Origin of the sequence: Nocardiopsis tropica (genome assembly GCF_042660575.1) — a bacterium.
Classification (GTDB): domain Bacteria; phylum Actinomycetota; class Actinomycetes; order Streptosporangiales; family Streptosporangiaceae; genus Nocardiopsis; species Nocardiopsis tropica.
The window spans coordinates 184,474-200,585 of sequence record NZ_JBHSUF010000009.1 but is presented as its reverse complement, the minus strand read 5'-3'; the positions used below and the strand labels follow the sequence as shown (position 1 = coordinate 200,585).

The 16,112-nt window shown below is 73.7% G+C and carries 13 protein-coding genes; 3 read left to right on the top strand and 10 right to left on the bottom strand.

Annotation, left to right across the window (positions count from 1 at the left end):
* Positions 1-209: 209 nt before the first annotated feature.
* The 8 genes from ACFQBR_RS16755 to ACFQBR_RS16720 all read right to left on the bottom strand — a co-directional run bounded on the left by ACFQBR_RS16755 (position 210) and on the right by ACFQBR_RS16720 (position 9,663).
* The gene (locus tag ACFQBR_RS16755; RefSeq protein WP_344180740.1) at positions 210-1,532 is read right to left on the bottom strand and encodes a DUF5685 family protein; all 1,323 of its coding nucleotides are present in this window, start codon (positions 1,530-1,532) and stop codon (positions 210-212) included.
* A gap of 180 nt (positions 1,533-1,712) precedes the next feature.
* Complete coding sequence (locus ACFQBR_RS16750) at positions 1,713-2,123, bottom strand: spore-associated protein A (RefSeq protein ID WP_344180742.1); 411 nt, start codon at positions 2,121-2,123, stop codon at positions 1,713-1,715.
* A gap of 359 nt (positions 2,124-2,482) precedes the next feature.
* Complete coding sequence (locus tag ACFQBR_RS16745; protein WP_378553773.1) at positions 2,483-5,284, bottom strand: hypothetical protein; 2,802 nt, start codon at positions 5,282-5,284, stop codon at positions 2,483-2,485.
* Positions 5,285-5,590: 306 nt separating this feature from the next.
* On the bottom strand, positions 5,591-6,568 hold the full coding sequence (locus tag ACFQBR_RS16740) for an aldo/keto reductase (RefSeq protein ID WP_344180746.1): 978 nt from the start codon (positions 6,566-6,568) through the stop codon (positions 5,591-5,593).
* Positions 6,568-6,966, bottom strand: a complete 399-nt coding sequence (locus tag ACFQBR_RS16735; protein WP_267945380.1) for a MerR family transcriptional regulator — start codon at positions 6,964-6,966, stop codon at positions 6,568-6,570. Before ACFQBR_RS16735 ends, ACFQBR_RS16740 begins: the two co-directional genes overlap by 1 nt.
* A gap of 99 nt (positions 6,967-7,065) precedes the next feature.
* Positions 7,066-7,743 carry a TetR/AcrR family transcriptional regulator gene (locus ACFQBR_RS16730; RefSeq protein WP_344180748.1) on the bottom strand — a complete coding sequence of 226 codons (678 nt, stop codon included), beginning with the start codon at positions 7,741-7,743 and terminating at the stop codon, positions 7,066-7,068.
* 56 nt (positions 7,744-7,799) lie between these two features.
* Positions 7,800-8,594 (bottom strand): hypothetical protein, encoded by a 795-nt coding sequence (locus tag ACFQBR_RS16725; RefSeq protein WP_344180750.1) that lies wholly within the window; start codon positions 8,592-8,594, stop codon positions 7,800-7,802.
* Positions 8,595-8,781: 187 nt separating this feature from the next.
* A complete protein-coding gene (locus ACFQBR_RS16720) occupies positions 8,782-9,663 on the bottom strand; it encodes an SPFH domain-containing protein (RefSeq protein WP_344180752.1) in 882 nt (293 codons plus the stop codon).
* Between the two features lie 596 nt (positions 9,664-10,259).
* Between ACFQBR_RS16720 and ACFQBR_RS16715 the strand changes: the two genes are divergently transcribed.
* Positions 10,260-11,489 carry an acyl-CoA dehydrogenase family protein gene (locus ACFQBR_RS16715; protein WP_267945384.1) on the top strand — a complete coding sequence of 410 codons (1,230 nt, stop codon included), beginning with the start codon at positions 10,260-10,262 and terminating at the stop codon, positions 11,487-11,489.
* Between the two features lie 454 nt (positions 11,490-11,943).
* Here the strand turns inward: ACFQBR_RS16715 and ACFQBR_RS16710 are convergent, their stop codons facing one another.
* Positions 11,944-12,249: a hypothetical protein gene (locus ACFQBR_RS16710; RefSeq protein ID WP_344180754.1), complete on the bottom strand. Its 306-nt coding sequence runs from the start codon at positions 12,247-12,249 to the stop codon at positions 11,944-11,946.
* Between the two features lie 341 nt (positions 12,250-12,590).
* Entirely contained in the window at positions 12,591-14,039 is a 1,449-nt protein-coding gene (locus ACFQBR_RS16705) for an XRE family transcriptional regulator (RefSeq protein WP_267945386.1), read from the bottom strand.
* A gap of 217 nt (positions 14,040-14,256) precedes the next feature.
* On the opposite strand from ACFQBR_RS16705, the gene aceA reads away from it, so the two are divergent.
* Positions 14,257-15,555 (top strand): isocitrate lyase, encoded by a 1,299-nt coding sequence (gene aceA / locus ACFQBR_RS16700; RefSeq protein ID WP_267945387.1) that lies wholly within the window; start codon positions 14,257-14,259, stop codon positions 15,553-15,555.
* A 266-nt stretch (positions 15,556-15,821) separates the two neighbouring features.
* Positions 15,822-16,073 carry a DNA primase gene (locus tag ACFQBR_RS16695; RefSeq protein ID WP_344180757.1) on the top strand — a complete coding sequence of 84 codons (252 nt, stop codon included), beginning with the start codon at positions 15,822-15,824 and terminating at the stop codon, positions 16,071-16,073.
* Positions 16,074-16,112 lie beyond the last annotated feature (39 nt).

Genomic DNA, 16,112 nt, shown 5'->3' with positions numbered 1-16,112 from the left:
CGGCCCGCCCGTGGCCTCCGGTCCCGTCCCCCGGGACCCCTGGTCGGCCGGACCCGCCCCCCGTCCGCCCCGCTGTCCCGGAGCAGCGCCCTCGACCACCGAAGGAGCACGGCCCCTGCCCGGGGCTCGGGGCGGCGGGGCGCCCCGGCTTCCGGACGCGGGCGGGGTCGCGCACGCCGCCGGAAGTCAGGGGTGCGGGGCGGCCCGTCTCAGATTCCTTCGCAACAGGCGCAGCACTGGCAGCACTGGCAGCAGTTGCAGCACTCGCACAGTTCGCACCAGGATTTGCGGGGTTTCCCCGTCCAGGGCCCGGGGTGCGGGTCCCGGCAGCAGAACTGGCACGTGCCGCACATGAACAGCGCCACCGCGCACCCGCTGAAGACGCCCCGCGCCTTCGGCGGGTGGGAGGCCGCGGGGGTGTCGCAGGAGCAGGCGGTGCAGCACCCTCCGCCGCCGGACTTGCCGCCCCCGGAGCCGGAGCCGTGGCCGCCCTCGCCGGGTCCGTGACCCCCGTGGTGGTGGCCTCCTCCCTGGTGCGGGGTTTCCACGCCGTAGGCGTCGTGGGGGCCGTGGGAGTAGCGGGGCGTGTGGGGCCCCGGGGCCTGATGCTGGTGCGGGCCTTGAGGGTGGTGGGGACCGTGGGGGTGGTGGGGACCGTGCGGCCCCGGCGCGGGGTACCCCGCCTGGGAGAAGACCCTGTCGACCGAGCGGCCGAGTTCGCGGACCAGCAGGGCGCGGACCAGGCGGTCGTCGGTGAACTCGGCCTCCTCCAGTGCCAGGCGCACACCCAGGACGGCTCCGTCGCACAGTTCCCGGGCGCGGTCGGGGCCGGTGCCCGTCGCGGTGAGCGGGTTCCAGGCGCCGCGTGCCAGGTCCTCCCCACGGTCCTCGACCGCGTCCAGCAGGTGGGCGATACGGCCGAAGAGGCGCCCCGCCTCACGCAGCGGAGCGGCGTTGGCGGGGCGGTCGGCGAGGAGGGCGGTGTGCGCGAACGCCTCACCGGTGGCCTCCTCGGTGGGGGCGGTGACCGTGAGGATGTCGGTCCCCTCCCCCGCGGCGAGTTCGACCTCCCGCTGCCGGTCGATCACCGCGACGAGCCCGGCGCCGTCGAAGCCGAGCCTGTCTCCCGCCTCCGTGGCCCCCTGCCGCCAGCGCGCGGCCACCCGGCCGGCGAGCGAGCGGACGCCGCGACGGCCGTAGAGGCCGTCGCCGTCCTCGATGTGGTCGGTGATCTTGGCGGAGGCCAGCATGAGGGAGACCGCGGCCGCCAGGTACGCCCCCGAACCGTTGGCCGCCCGGGCGCCGCGCATGCCGCGCAGCGGACAGCGGCCGGCGGCGCGGGTGTCGGCCTCCCTCTCGGACTGCGCGGCCGTCAGGACCGAGACGACCAGCCCGTCGTAGTTGGTGGCGACCCGTGAGGCCTGGCCGTGGTCGTCGCGCAGGGCCAGACACAGCCCGCACATGTGGGACATCCACTCCTCGGCGAGACCGTCGGGCAGGGTGTGCCGACAGGGGCGCAGGATTCCGAACACGAACCGCTCCTCATCATTCGACGCGACGATCTCGCGTTGACGACGGGGTTCGACGCCCGAAGTGGCCGTGGGGTTCTCCGTTCCGGCTCCGGAGTGGACCGGCGCCCGGCGGGCGGGCCGTCTCGGCGAGGCGGCACGCCCCTCCCGGCGCCCGTGCGGGCCCGGGATCCGGGTGCCCGGTCAGCCGCAGTTGGTCCCGTTCTTGAAACCGTTGGCGCCGTTGATGTAGCCGTACCAGTCGACGCAGCTCCCGGCCGCGTGGAGGTAGACCGGGCCGGCGTACGTCGTGTAGTAGCCGGCGTCCTGGACCGCCTGGCTCGCGTCGTCCTGCGTCCGCTTGAGGGCGACCACCATCTCGACGGCCGCTCCGGGGTTGTTGCGCACCGTGACGGCACAGTTGTAGCCATTGGAATTGTTGTAGGTGAGGAAAGTGGTGCCGGAATTGCCGACGGCGACGCTGTTGACGACGTTGTACCCGGAACCGCAGGCACCGTTGTAGGTGGCGGCGTGCGCGGGGGACGCCACCAGGGCCCCGGCGGTCACGGCGACCCCGAAGGCGGCTGCGGCAGCGGCCGCACGCAGTACGTTCATGTCGTTCCTCCGTATCGTTCGCACTCGTTCGAGCGCCGGAACGGATACTTTCAGCCTCCTCTTACGGCCGACTTTTGTTTTCCTTCGCACGCCGTGAATGCCCCCGCCTTCACGGGTCTCATATCGCCGTTCCCGTCCCGCCCGCACCACCGGCCCGAAGGGTTTCACCGGAAACGGAAGAAAGGGGGGCGGCTTCTTCCGCCGCGGGCACAGCGTGCCGGGACGGACGGCGTCCGCGCACCTCGACCGAAGGACGCACGGAACGGTGGAGGGCGCCTGCGGCGGCCGGCCGTCCCGCCGGAGGGGAGGGGACGGCCGGGCCGGGGCGTCGTCGCCTTCGGGGCCGGAGCCGGGCGGGGTCACCCGAACAGCGAGGCGATCCCGTCGCCGAGGAGGGCGAGCAGGTCCAGGGCGCCCAGGTCGAGGCGGGCGCCCGCCTCCAGGCCGGTGGCGAGGAACGCCACCAGGAGGACCGGCACCAGGACGCGCGGGAGCCGGCGGCGGGTGCGGGGGGCGAGGGGTGCGTCGTGCTCCTCCTCGTCCTCGGGGTCCAGCCAGGGCCGGTCCAGCCGGGCGACGTCGCGCCGCAGGTCCTGGACCTCCGCGTGGTAGTGGTCGCGCTCCTCGCGCACCCGCTGGAGTTCGGCGCGTTCGGCGCGGACGGCGGCGCGGGCGTCGACCACGTCCACACGGGCCCCTTCCGGGCCGCGGCGGGAGTGCCAGCGCTCCAGGCGGGCCAGGGGCAGGTCCGCGTACTGGGTGGGCCAGTTGTCGTCGGCCGGCCCCTCGTCGAAGGGGTCGTCGAACCCGGGCTCGGTCTCGGCCGCGTAGTCGAGGGGTTCGTCCCCGCCCCGGTTCCCGTTCTCCCCGTCGGCCGCGGCGACCACGCCGAGGGGCGGGGCGTCGGCGGGGGCCCGGAGTTCCGGGGCGGCGACGGGCTCGGACGGGGCCGGAGGGGCGAAGTCCTCGGGGGGAGCGTCCGCGGGGAGGTCGCGGCGTTCGGCCGGGGGCACGGCGACCGTCCGCTCGTGCGGCTCCCGCCACTCCGGGGGCTCCTGGGTCTCCGTGGCCTCGGGCACCTCCGGCGCCCCGGGAGCCCGGGCGGCCTCCTCGGCCTCCCGGCGTTCGGCGGCGCGGCGCTGGGCGGCCCTCGCGTCCCGGTCGACGGCCCTGCGGAGGGTGCGGCCGAACATGCGCGGCCGCCCGGCGACCGGGGTCGGGTCGTCGGTGACGATCTCGCCCGCCTCGTAGTAGGCGGGCGGCGCCAGGGGGTCGCGGGCGGGAACCGGCCCGGGCTGCGCGTAGGGTTCCGGGGCGTCGAAGATCCCCGTCGTCCGCCGGTGTCCGCCCTGCGGTTCGCCCCCGTCCGCCTCCCCCGTCCGGAGGGCGCCGGAGGTCGACGGTTCCCCGGGCGCGGGGGCGATGCGGGGCATGCGGGCCCTGGGGGGAGCCTCGGCGGCGCCGTCGGGCCCGTCCACGGGCTCCGGCGCCTCGGGCAGGGGCTCGGGGTCGGACGAGGGCCAGAGCGCTTCGTTGGTCCGGCCCTGCGGGGCGTTCCCGTCCGGGTCGCGTCCGGGCCCTGCGGCGGACCGCGCTCGTCCGGCCTCGCGCTCCGCGTCCGCGGCCCGGGCGATCTCCTCGGCGAACGCCCGGAGCGAGCCCTGTCCCAGCCGGGCACCGGGGGCGGGGCGTGCCGCTTCGGTGCGCTCGGCGGGCGCCCATGGCTCCGAGGGCGGGCGGGGGCCGGTCTCCTCCTCCCCCGGGGCCTCGGCCTCGGGGAGGTCCGGAAGGGGGATGTCGTCCTGCTCGGACGCGGTATCGAAACGACGGCCGCCGGCAGGGGCGCGGTCGCCGGCGGAGCCGCGTCCACCGTGCGGGGCGCGGTCGCCGTCGGACCCCCTGTCCGCGTCGGCGTCCGGCGCACCCGGGAGGCCGTCCCCGCTCCCGGGTTCCGGTTCGCCGTCCGGCAGCGCCTCGGCCTCGGGGACGTCCTCCAGTCCGAGGTCGTCGTCGAGAACGCCGTATCCGGGGGCGCGGGTCTCGGCCGGGGACTCCGGGGCCTCCTCACCGAACCCGCGCGGTGGCGCGGGTTCCGGGGCTCTGTGCGCCTCGATCCCCTCCGCGGGTTCCGGGGACGCGGCGCCCGCCCCCGCGTCGGACGGCGGGAGGGGGACGGCCTGCGGGGCCTCCGCGGGCACGGTCCGGGACGGGCGGGGGGACGGGGCGAGCCAGTCGGCCAGCAGGTCGCGGCGGTCGGCGAAGGTGGGGGCCTCCGGGATCCCCCGTTCGGCCAGGTGGGCGGCGAGCGCGTCCCCGCCCTCCTCGCGGAGCACGGCGACCAGGGCCTCGGCGGTCCTGCGGTGGTCCGGGGGCGGCGGGTTGAGGAACGGCGTCGCCGCCGGGGCCGCGGGCGGACCGAAGGCCAGGTGTCGGCCGTCGGCGGTGCCGAGCACGGGGTCGTAGGTGGAGAACGACCAGCTCCACCCTGCCGCCGGGATCGCCCGGGACGGTGTGAGCACGTCGTGCAGCGCCCGGTGCATCCCCCACAGGAAGCGCAGCTGTACCGCCTGCCACAGGTCGGCGCGCTCCGGCGCCAGGGCGATGTGGACGGGCAGGTCGGGCCGTGCCAGGGCGGCGGCGACCGCGCCGACCAGGAGGGGTTCTCCGCCGACGGCGGTCTCGGCGGCGTGCCGGTCGCGGGTGCGCACGGCGCCGGGCGCGGCGGTGCGCTCCCAGGGCTCGGGGGCGGGCAGCGTGTCCATGGCGGCCCAGCCGGGGGCGGGCGGGCGGCGCTGCGCCGGGCGGGTGTTGGGGTTCTCGTGCAGCGCCAGGACGCGCGGCAGGGTCAGCCCGTACCCCGGGCCGACGATGGCCCAGGCGTGCGCGGAGCGGACGTCCCCGGGCCACCGGTAGACCAGGGCCGCCTGCCCGTCGGGGTAGGTGTGCGCCCACAGGGTCTCGGGGTAGTCGGCGGGGTCGGTGTCGGGCAGGGCGGACCGGTAGTCGGCGGTGAGCGCGGGGATGAGCCGGTCGCGCCAGGAGCGCAGTACGGGCTGCTCCGTCTCGGGCAGCGAGGAGGAGGCGGGACCGGGTCCGACTCTGCCGAGGAGGGTGGGTTCGGCCCAGGCGAAGTGGATCTGGTGGTACATGCTCTCGGGCAAGTCGCCCCTCCCACGGGTTCGCGGACCGAGGCGGCGCGGCCGCCCCGCCGCCACTAGGGAAGGTATCCGGTCATGGCTTGAGAAAAACCGTACACACAGTTTTATGTGCGCGTATGCGTACTTTGCCCCGGTCTTGTTGACCGGCCCCGGCCACGCCACCCCTGTCCCCCGCGGAGCCCCCGCCCCCGGAGCACCGCCTCTCCCGTCCCGTGGGCCGCCGCGCACCGGTACGGGGAGGCGCTGCCGCGCCGGTCGGCCCCTCGCCCCGTCGGGCGCCCGACCGGCGGGCCCGGCGGCCCGTGGCCGCTACCCGGCGTCCGCCAGGCGCCCCCACTGCTCCGCGCTGAGCGTCAGGTCGGTGGCCTCGATCGCCTCGTTCAGCTGGTCCAGGCCGCTCACCCCCACCAGGGGCACGACACGCGGGTCGCTGTCCATCAGCCACGCGAGGACCACCTGGTTGCGGGTGGCACCGGTCTCCCGCGCGACCTCGTCCAGGACCGCCAGCCGGGCCGGGGTCCCGGGGTGGTCGTAGACCGGGTCGAGCCCGGCGGCCTTCTCCGGCCTCGTGTAGGCGCCCCACAGCAAGGAGGTGTAGGCGACCAGCGTGTGCTCCCGGCCCTCGGCGGCCTCCTCCCGCACGAAGTCGAGGAGTTCGGGCGTGACGTGCATGTGCCCCGTGGAGGCGAGGGGCCGGTCGAACCGGGGCTGGAGGTAGCTGTACCGGTACTGGAGCACGCGGGGGCGCGGCCAGCCGTTGGCCTCGGTGACGGCGCGGGCACGCTCCAGCCGCCAGGTCCGGTGGTTGGACAGGCCCAGCTCGGCGACCGCGTCCTCGGCGACCAGCTCGGCGAACGCGCCCAGGGTCTCCTCCATCGGGACCGACCGGTCCTCGTGGTGGGCGTAGAGCACGTCGAGCCGGTCCACCCCCAGTCGCTCGCGACTGCGTTCGGCGGCCGTGGCGACGGCCGCCGCCGACAGCCCCTCCTTCGTCTCCGGCCCCGTGCCGGGCACGGTGGGCTGGGCGCCGAGCTTGGTCGCGATCACGACCTCGTCCGTGATCCCCCGCTCCCGGCGCCACCGGCCCAGGAAGGTCTCGCTCTCGTGCCCCTCGAACCCCTCCACCCAGAACTGGTAGCAGTCGGCGGTGTCCACGAAGGTGCCCCCGGCCTCGACGAAGCGGTCGAGCAGTGCGGCGGAGGTGGCGTCGTCGGTCTGGCTGCCGAACTTCATCGCGCCCAGGCAGAGGGCGCTGACGCTGCGGTCGCCGATGGTGGTGTGGCGCATCAGATGGTCTCCTCGACCGGTTCGGGGGTGCGTTCGGCGAGCACGCCGAGGTAGTAGTCGATCTTGTGCTGGATGACGGCCTGGCGGTCGCGCAGCTCGGCGATGCGCTCGTCCAGCCGGCGCTGGTGTCCCTGGAGCACCTCGACGCGGTCGGGGACCGTGTGGTCACCGGCGCGGACCAGCTCGGCGAAGTCGCGCAGGCGTGCGATGGGCATGTCGGTGTCGCGCAGGCAGCGGACCAGGTGGAGGAGTTCCACGTCGTCGGTCCTGTAGCGGCGGTGACCGCTGGGCGAGCGCTCCACGCGGCGGAGCAGGCCCGCCTTCTCGTAGTAGCGCAGTGTGTCCAGGGTCAGTGCGAACCTCTCGGCGACCTCGCCCGGCGTGTAGTAGTCCCTCATGTCGAGAAGCATGGGACCTGGAGTGCGCTCCAGGTCAAGGGGTTCCGACGAATTGCCGGAAAGTTCCCCGTGCGGGGGCCTTCCCCCCGGCCGGGGCGCTCAGCCGCTTCCGCCCCGGATCGCACCGACGACCGCGTCCGTGAGGTCGTCGATGATCTCCCGCTCGCTGACCTCGGGATGCTCCAGCCACCACTCCCCCGCGGCCTGCACCATGCCGACCACGGCGTGCGCCACGATCTGGGACCGCAGGCGGCTGCCGACCCGCGCTTCGGCGAGGAGCTGCTCGGCGAGCTCCTCACCGAGCCGGCGGACCATCATGCCCAGGTCACCGCGCATGCGGGAGTCCTCGGACGTGGCCCGGTCCATGAGGAACCGGTAGAGGTTGAGGTTCTGGGAGATCATCGACAGGTACGCGCCGACGGTGGCCCGCGCCCTCACCTCGAACCGGGTGTGCTGGTGCAGCTCCTCGCGGATGCGCTCGATGAGCGGGTCCACGTGGCGCCGGGCGAGGGCGCGGTACAGCCCGCCCTTGTCACCGAAGTGGCGGTAGAGGATCGGCTTGCTGATCCCGGCCTCGGCGGCGATGGCCAGCATCGACGCGTCCGGCCCGTCGCGCTGGATCACCCGGTCGGCGGCGTCCAGGATCGCGCGCCGCCGTTCGGGGTCGCGTCCCCGGCCCCCGCGCCCCCCGCGTGCCGGGGGGATCTCCGGGGCGGGGGTTCCGGAGGCGTCGGTGCTGTCGGTCGGCGCGGTCGGGCGCGGGTGTTCGAGGGCCACAAGGGTTCACGGTAGCGGTTCTGCGAGGTGGGAGGGCGGATCGACCGCTCCCCGGCTCAGCCCCGGAGCGCGATCCAGGTGGCGGCGGCGCGGGCCAGCGTCCTTCCGGTCCCGTCGAGGAGCGCGCTGGTGGTGTGGATCTTGCGCCCGTCGACCGATGCCAGGTGGCCCGCCACCACGTAGGTGCTCCCGATCCGGGGGGCCTCGTCGATCCGCACGGTGAACCGGCCGAGCACGGCGGGGCGGCCGACCACGTCGCTGGACCAGCCGCCGGGGCAGTCCAGCGCGGCCCACACCTGGACCGGTTCGGCGGCGCCGGTCCCGTCGTCCAGTCCGGGGTGCGGGGTCCAGGTGCAGGCGACGGTGTTCCCGGCGCCGCCGGGGCCGGCGCCGGGGCGCACGGAACCGGCGAACAGGCGCAGGCCGTCGCCCTCGGCGCGCTCGGGGCCGCAGCTGTAGCAGCGCGGGAAGGGGTGCCCGGAGAGTCCGGCGTAGCGGCTCTCGGCCTCCGCGGCCTCGGCGAGCCCGATCGGGCCTCCCGGTATCCCGGGGGCTCCTGGCCCGCCGGGGAGGTCGGCGACCGCGGCCTCGGCGACCAGGTGGCCCGCCTGTCCCTCTCCGACCGCCGGGTCGGTGAGGCGGAGGCCGGCGGCGGGGTCGCCCTCCACCGCCAGTGGGTGGTCCAGGGGCGGCGGGGTGCGCAGGGTGACCTGGACGGCCGGCCCTCCGACGGCGGTGAGCCGTGCGGCGAGCAGACCCGCGGTGTAGCCGCCGTTGCCCGACCCGTCCGGCCCGTTGTAGGCGGCGGGGACGGTGATGGTGGGGGCGCCTTCGCCCGTGGTGGCGTTCATGGCGCCAGCGTAGACGTCGGATGAATCGGACCGTCAGGGCGCCCGCGGCCGGAGAACCGCCCGGCGCGCACACGGGCGGGGGCCGGCCCGCCCGGCCGGCCGGACGGGCATCGCACGCACGGCCCCGCGCGGGACGGCGGGACGGCACGGCGCGGGACGGGGTGCTCCCCCGGCCCGCGCCGACGCGTCAGTCCCCGCTCCCGGTCACCGACACCCCCGCGCCCGGGGACAGCGCCACCACGTCCACGTCACCGTTCTTGATGGCCTCGTACAGGACCGCGCCCTCCGGGCCGAGCAGGTCGACGAGCGACTGCATCGCCTCGGCCTCGGCGTCCGCCAGCTCCTCCCGGGCCTCCGCGGTCTGGATCTGCTCCGCGACCTGGTGGGCCTCGGTCATGGCCTCCCGGACGGTCTCCGGCGGCACGGGCCGCTGGAGGGTGAGCTGCGGGGCGCCCAGGTCGTCGCCGTCCTCGGTGGTGTAGGTGGGGCTGATGAAGAACGCCCCGCCGCCCATCTCGGTCACGTACTCGACCAGCAGCTCCCCGACACGGGACTCCCACTCCCGCTTCGCGTCGTCGTCGGAGTACAGGGCCTGCCACTCGAATTCCGCGCTGGCGTCGTCCAGGGCCCGGCGCAGCGGCTGCCCCACGTAGTCGCGGATCATCTCGTTCCAGCCCTCGTCCTCGTGGGCCTCGTACTTGGTCCCGACCAGCTCGTGCATCTGCTGGAACACGTCGCAGTCGGGGTTGAGCTGGAACGTCACGACGCCGGTGGAGGTCATCTCCAGGTTGTCGGCGGTGACGACCGTCTCCGAGGACATCTCCGCCTCGTCGCCGCCGGAGAAGGTGAACGTGCGCTGGCCGCCGGGGTAGACGTACACCTCGTCGCCCGGGCCGTAGTACTCCCGGTTCCCGGATTCGACGCACTGGTCGAAGGCGGTGGAGGAGAACAGGCCGGCGTTGTACTCCAGCCCCATCTCGTCGGGGTCCACGCTGACGGAGCAGGCGGTGAGGCCGAGTGCGAGGGCGGCGGTCGCGAGTGCGGCGGTGGTGGTGCGGTTGGGGGTCATCGGGGGTCCTTAGGGGGTGTCGTGGGAGTCGATGAGGTGGACCGCTCCGCCGCCGGCCGGTGTACCGGTCCGGTCGGCGGTCTCGTCGTGACGGCGGGCGGGGCGGGCGGGGCGAGCGGCGCGGGGCCCGGCGCGGCCCGGAGGGGGCCGCGGACAGGACCGGCGCGGCGTGTCCGCCGGGTGGGCTCCCCGCGCCGTGCGGCGCGGAGGGTGTCGTACTGCTCGTCGGTGTGTCGTCCGGTGGGGTGCTCGTGCCCGCCGGAGGACTCCCGGTGGTGTCGGGAAGGCCCCGGGCAGCCGTGTCCCCGTTCTCCGCGGACCTTCTACGATCCGCCGCGGTGGCCGCGGGTTCGTCGGAACGGGGACGGCCGGGCGCTGTGGCCGGATCCGGCCAGGGCGGGGTCGGTCGAACGGCGGGGGAGGCGGGGGCGCGACCGGCGGCACCCGCTCGCCCCGCCGGGCGTGACCTGCCTCCGCCGTCGAGGGGCGGGCCGCGCCCGTCGGACGATTGTGCCTGGAAGATCCTGCTGTTACCGTTGGTAACACGCATTGACCGCCCCTCCGCCCCCGGAGGGTCCGACAAAGGATGTAAGCGCATGAGTGAGGCCCCCGCGCCCGCCTTCAGCCTGGAACCGAGCGAGGACGTCCGCGACGTCCGGGACTGGGCCCACGGGTTCGCCGCCGACGTCATCCGCCCCGCCGCGGCCGAGTGGGACGAACGCGAGGAGACCCCCTGGCCGATCATCCAGGAGGCGGCCAAGATCGGGCTCTACTCCCTCGACTTCTTCGCCAACCAGTGGCTGGAGCCGAGCGGGCTCGGCATCCCCGTCGCCTTCGAGGAGCTCTACTGGGGCGACCCCGGCATCGCCCTGTCCATCACCGGCACGGGGCTGGCCGCCGTCTCCGTCGCCTCCAACGGCACCCAGGAGCAGCTCTTCGAGTGGGTCCCGCAGATGTTCGGCAGCGCCGAGGACGTCAAGCTCGGCGCGTTCTGCTCGTCGGAGCCCGACGCCGGGTCCGACGTCTCGGCCATCAGGACCCGAGCCGTCTACGACCAGGCCAAGGACGAGTGGGTCCTGAACGGCGTCAAGACGTGGGCGACCAACGGCGGCATCGCCGACGTCCACGTCGTCGTCGCCTCGGTCGAGCCGGAGTTCGGCTCCCGCGGCCAGGCCTCGTTCATCGTGCCCCCGAACACCCCGGGCCTGTCCCAGGGACAGAAGTTCAAGAAGCACGGCATCCGCGCCTCCCACACCGCCGAGGTCGTCCTGGACGACGTCCGGGTCCCCGGTTCGTGCCTGCTGGGCGGCAAGGACAAGCTCGACGAACGCCTCGCCCGCGCCCGCGAGGGCCGCAGCTCCAAGGGCCAGGCCGCCATGAAGACCTTCGAGGCCTCCCGCCCGAGCGTGGGGGTCATGGCGGTGGGCACCGCGCGCGCCGCCTACGAGTACGCGCGGGACTACTCCACCCAGCGCGAGCAGTTCGGCCGCCCCATCGGCGACAACCAGGGCGTGGCCTTCCTCCTCGCGGACATGGCCACCCGCATCGACGCCGCCCGCCTGCTGGTGTGGCGCGCCGCCTGGATGGCCCGCAACGGCAAGGACTTCACGAACGCGGAGGGCTCCATGAGCAAGCTCTACGCCTCGGAGACCGCCACCTTCGTCACCCAGAACGCCCTGCGCATCCTCGGGGGCAACGGCTACACGCGTGACTACCCGGTGGAGCGCTGGCACCGCGACGCGTCGATTTTTACCATCTTCGAGGGGGCCAGCGAGATCCAGAGGCTCATCATCGGCCGCGCCGTCACCGGCCTGCCGATCCGGTGACGTCCATGCAGGTCGGAGCGCTGGTTCCGTCGGTGCAACCCGGGTCGCGGACGGGTCGTGTGCGGTGCGCGGGCACCCGTCGAGTCACTCGGATTCACCGGTCCTTCCCTGCTTGACGGGGACGAGTACTGCCGCTGCCATTGCCGCGGCAATGGCGCACATGGCCGCCCTCGGACACGAGGTCGGGCAGCCCTGAACCCGGGAAGCGGCACCACGAGGGGAAGTCACCTCGACCGGACTCAGCAGGACGGTGGAACACGAGAGCGGCCCCCGCGTCCGGGGAGGGGGATTCTCGGGGTCCCCGCAACTCCCTGAAATCCAGGGTGTTGCGGGGATCGCTGGAACCCACGGGAAAGGACGCGGGGGCCGGTCGCCGCCCGGCAGGTCCCCACCCGTCGGACGCACGCTCGGGAACGGCGTGCTCATCGGAGGTCGGGCATCAGGAGCGGGCCCCTCACGCGGCAGCGCGGGAGGCCTCCACCTCCCCCGCCGGACCGTACGCCGGCGTCTGGCGGGTGAGCCCCCACGTCAGCAGCACACGCCCCACGGTGCGCACGCGGGCGGGGACCCGGGTCTCCAGGAACCGGCCTGCCGCGAAGTAGGCCACGGTGACGGCGCCGGACACGACCGGGGTCACCACCTCGGCCAGGGACCCCTCGGGGATGACGATCCCCCGTGAGCTGGCGTGGTGGACGGCCGCGCCGACGATGACGCCGACGATGACGGGAATCAGGGTGCGGATGTTCGCGGGCAGGTTCATGGGCTCCCTCTCAGGGGTGTCGAAGGGGACGGAGCGGCGCACCACGCGAAGCGGTTCCCCCTCGGCGGAGCACCGGCACACGCACCGCCCGAAGGCGGTACCACTACCGGTACAGGCGGTTCGGGCAAACGACAAGGAGCTGGTACGCCCGGTACCGGCCCCTGAGGTGCGGTTGCTCCAGCCGGTGGAAGGCGCCCGCGGCGGCCGAGGACCTTCCCGGAGACGGGGCCGCCGGGTTCCGCCGGCCGCCCGCGGGACCGCAGCACCGTCCCCGCCGCGGGAACACCGAAGGGCCGGGGCCCCTGGCCCCGACCCCTCTCCGTCCGTCCTCCTCCGGCGCCTCAGACGCGGTCCTCCCCGCTGTGCTTCTCCAGGAACGTGTAGACGTCGTGCTCGTCCACGCCCGGGAAGGTGCCCGAGGGCAGGGCCGACAGCACGTGGGAGTGGGCGCGGGCCGACGGCCACACGTTGCCCTCCCAGCGGGCGGCCAGGTCCGCGGGCGGGCGCACGCAGCACTCGCCGGTGGGGCAGTTGGACTGGGTCCGGTTGGTGGTCTCCCGTCCGCGGAACCAGCGCGACTCCTTGTAGGGCACGCCGAGGGTGATGGCGTAGTTGCGCTCCCGGCTCGGGTCCACGTGCGCCACGCACCAGTGGGTGCCGTTGGGCTTGTCCGTGTACTGGTAGTAGATCGAGTAGCGGTCCGGGGAGGCGAACACCTGGCGCCCCGACCACTGGCGGCACATGCGCTGGCCCTCGATGGCGCCGGTCTCGTCGGTGGGGAAGACCAGGCCGTCGTTCTCGTAGGCCTTGTAGATGATGCCGGTCTCGTCGTTGCGGATGAAGTGGCAGACCAGGTCCAGGTGGCGGTGGGCCAGGTTGGTGAACCGGTGGGCCGCCATCTCGTAGGAGACCGAGTAGACGTCGCGCAGGTCCTCCACCGAGAGGTCGCGTGCGTGCTTGGCCTCCTGGAGGTAGGTGACGGCGGTGCTCTCGGGGATGAGGACGGCCGCCGCGAAGTAGTTGGCCTCGACCCGCTGGCGCAGGAAGTCGCCGAAGTCCCGGGGCTGGCCGTGGCCGAGCACCACGTGGCCGAGGGTCTGGAGGAGGATCGTGCGCGGGCTGTGCATGCCCAGCGTGGTCTCGCGCTTGAGGTAGATCCGCCGGTTGACGTGGTCGGTGAGGGAGCGCACCGAGCGGGGCAGGTCCTGCACGTACCTGAGGCTGAACCCGTGGTGCGTCGCGATCGCGAGTATCTGCCCCTGGGAGAGGGCGCCCGCGGTGTAGTTGACGGCGTCCAGGGTCTCGGTGGCGGCCTTCTCGATCTGCTCGAAGTAGTTGCCGCGCTCGCGCATCTGCCGGCGCAGGTCGGCGTTGGCCCGCCTGGCCTCCTCGGGGCTGGCCGTGGGCTTGGCGTGGCGCCGCTTGAGCTCGTCGTAGAGGCCGACGATGTGTTCGAGCACGTCGTTGGGGACCCTCTTGCCGACCTTGAGGTGGGGGAGGTTGAGCTCCTGGTAGAGGGAGTCGCGCTGGGCCTCCTCCACGGAGATCTCCAGCTGCGCGCGCCGGCTCGGGGGCTGCTTGGAGAGGAGTTCCTCGACGGAGACGCCGAGGGCGGAGGCCAGGGAGGTGAGGAGGGAGAGCTTGGGCTCGCGCTTGCCGTTCTCCAGCAGGGAGAGCTGGGAGGGGGCCCTGCCGACGCGTTCTCCCAGGTCGGAGAGGGTCATACCTCGCGCGCGCCGCAGATGACGGAGCCGCTGACCAAAGGTGACGAGATCTAGGTCACCTGTCAAAGACGGTATTTCTTCAGCACCAAAGTACGCCATGGGTTCATCTTACGGAAAGAATCGCTGATCTTCGCACGATTTCAAGTGGAAAAGCTCTGGAACTTCACCAAGAATCATAGTTACCGGCGGGGAACATACGCCCAGGGCTCAGCCCCTGGTCCTGGCAGGAACTCCCTCGACCGGTGCGAACACCTTGGGGACTACACGTAAGGCGGGAACGAACATGGGCACCAGCGCTCGACGTCAGGAAGCCAGCGCCGAACTCCAGCGCGACTGGGAGACCAACTCCCGGTGGGCCGGTATCGAGCGCACCTACTCCGCCGACGACGTGGTCAAGCTCCGCGGTTCGGTCACCGAGGAGCACACCCTGGCCCGCCGGGGCGCCGAGCGCCTCTGGGACCTGCTCCACACCGAGGACTACGTCAACAGCCTCGGCGCCCTCACCGGCAACCAGGCGGTCCAGCAGGTCCGCGCCGGCCTGAAGGCCATCTACCTCTCCGGGTGGCAGGTCGCCGCCGACGCGAACCTCTCCGGCAGCACCTACCCGGACCAGAGCCTCTACCCCGCCAACTCGGTCCCGGCCGTGGTCCGCCGCATCAACAACGCCCTGCTGCGCGCCGACCAGATCACCTGGTCCGAGGGCGACGACACCGCTCCCGAGTGGCTCGCCCCGATCGTGGCCGACGCCGAGGCCGGCTTCGGCGGCGTCCTCAACGCCTACGAGCTGATGAAGGGCATGATCGCCTCCGGCGCGGCCGGCGTGCACTGGGAGGACCAGCTGGCCTCCGAGAAGAAGTGCGGGCACCTGGGCGGCAAGGTCCTCATCCCGACCGGCCAGCACGTCAAGACCCTGAACGCCGCCCGCCTGGCCGCGGACGTCGCCGGTGTCCCCTCCCTCGTCATCGCGCGGACCGACGCCCAGGCCGCGACCCTGATCACGAGCGACATCGACGAGCGCGACCGGCCCTTCGTGACCGGCGAGCGCACCGCCGAGGGCTTCTACCGCTTCCGCAACGGCGTGGACGCCTGCGTCGCCCGCGGCCTGGCCTACGCCCCGCACTCCGACCTGCTCTGGATGGAGACCGCGACCCCCGACCTGGAGGTCGCCCGCGACTTCGCCGAGCGGATCAAGGCGGAGTACCCGGACCAGATGCTGGCCTACAACTGCTCGCCGTCCTTCAACTGGAAGCGGCACCTGGACGACGCGACCATCGCGAAGTTCCAGCGCGAGCTGGGCCACATGGGCTACAAGTTCCAGTTCATCACCCTGGCGGGCTTCCACTCGCTCAACCACTCGATGTTCAACCTGGCCAAGGGCTACGCCCGGAACGGGATGACGTCGTACGTCGAGCTCCAGGAGGCCGAGTTCGCGTCCGAGGCCGACGGCTACACCGCCACCCGCCACCAGCGCGAGGTCGGCACCGGCTACTTCGACGCGATCAGCACGACCATCTCCCCCGAGGCCAGCACCACGGCTCTCACCGGCTCCACCGAAGAAGACCAGTTCTCAGCGGCTCACTGACCTGGTCTTCGTTCCCAGGAGTCCGTCCCTCCCCGCTTTCGTGGCTGGGGCGGGGCGGGACGGACTCCGCCCCCTGGCCGTCGGCCGTACGCGGTCCGTGTCACACGCGTATGGCCGGCGGCTTGTCCGTGTCCGTGTCCGGTTTCGGGCGTCCTCCGTCGCGTATTCGCGCACGCGTCGCTTTGGCCGCCCGCCGTACCGGGACCTAGGCTGGCGACCGCGCGGGGTCGGCGCCCGCCGGCCCGCCACGAGACCAGGAGGCACCCGTGAAACTCCTCGACCCGCTCCTCGCGACCCTTCCCGTCCTGCGCCGCGTCCTCGCCGTGGGCGCCCTGTCGGCGTTCGTGGTCCTGGGCACCGCCGCCTGCGACGACGTCCTGCCGGACGTGGACACGGAGCAGCAGGACGACGGCGACCAGGACGACGGTGACCAGAACGACGACGGTGACGACGGCGGCGACGACCAGGACGGCGACGGCGACGATCAGGACGACCAGGACGACGACGGCGAGGGCTGACACCGGGGAGCCCCGTCCCTGAGCCCCCCGGTCACGCGT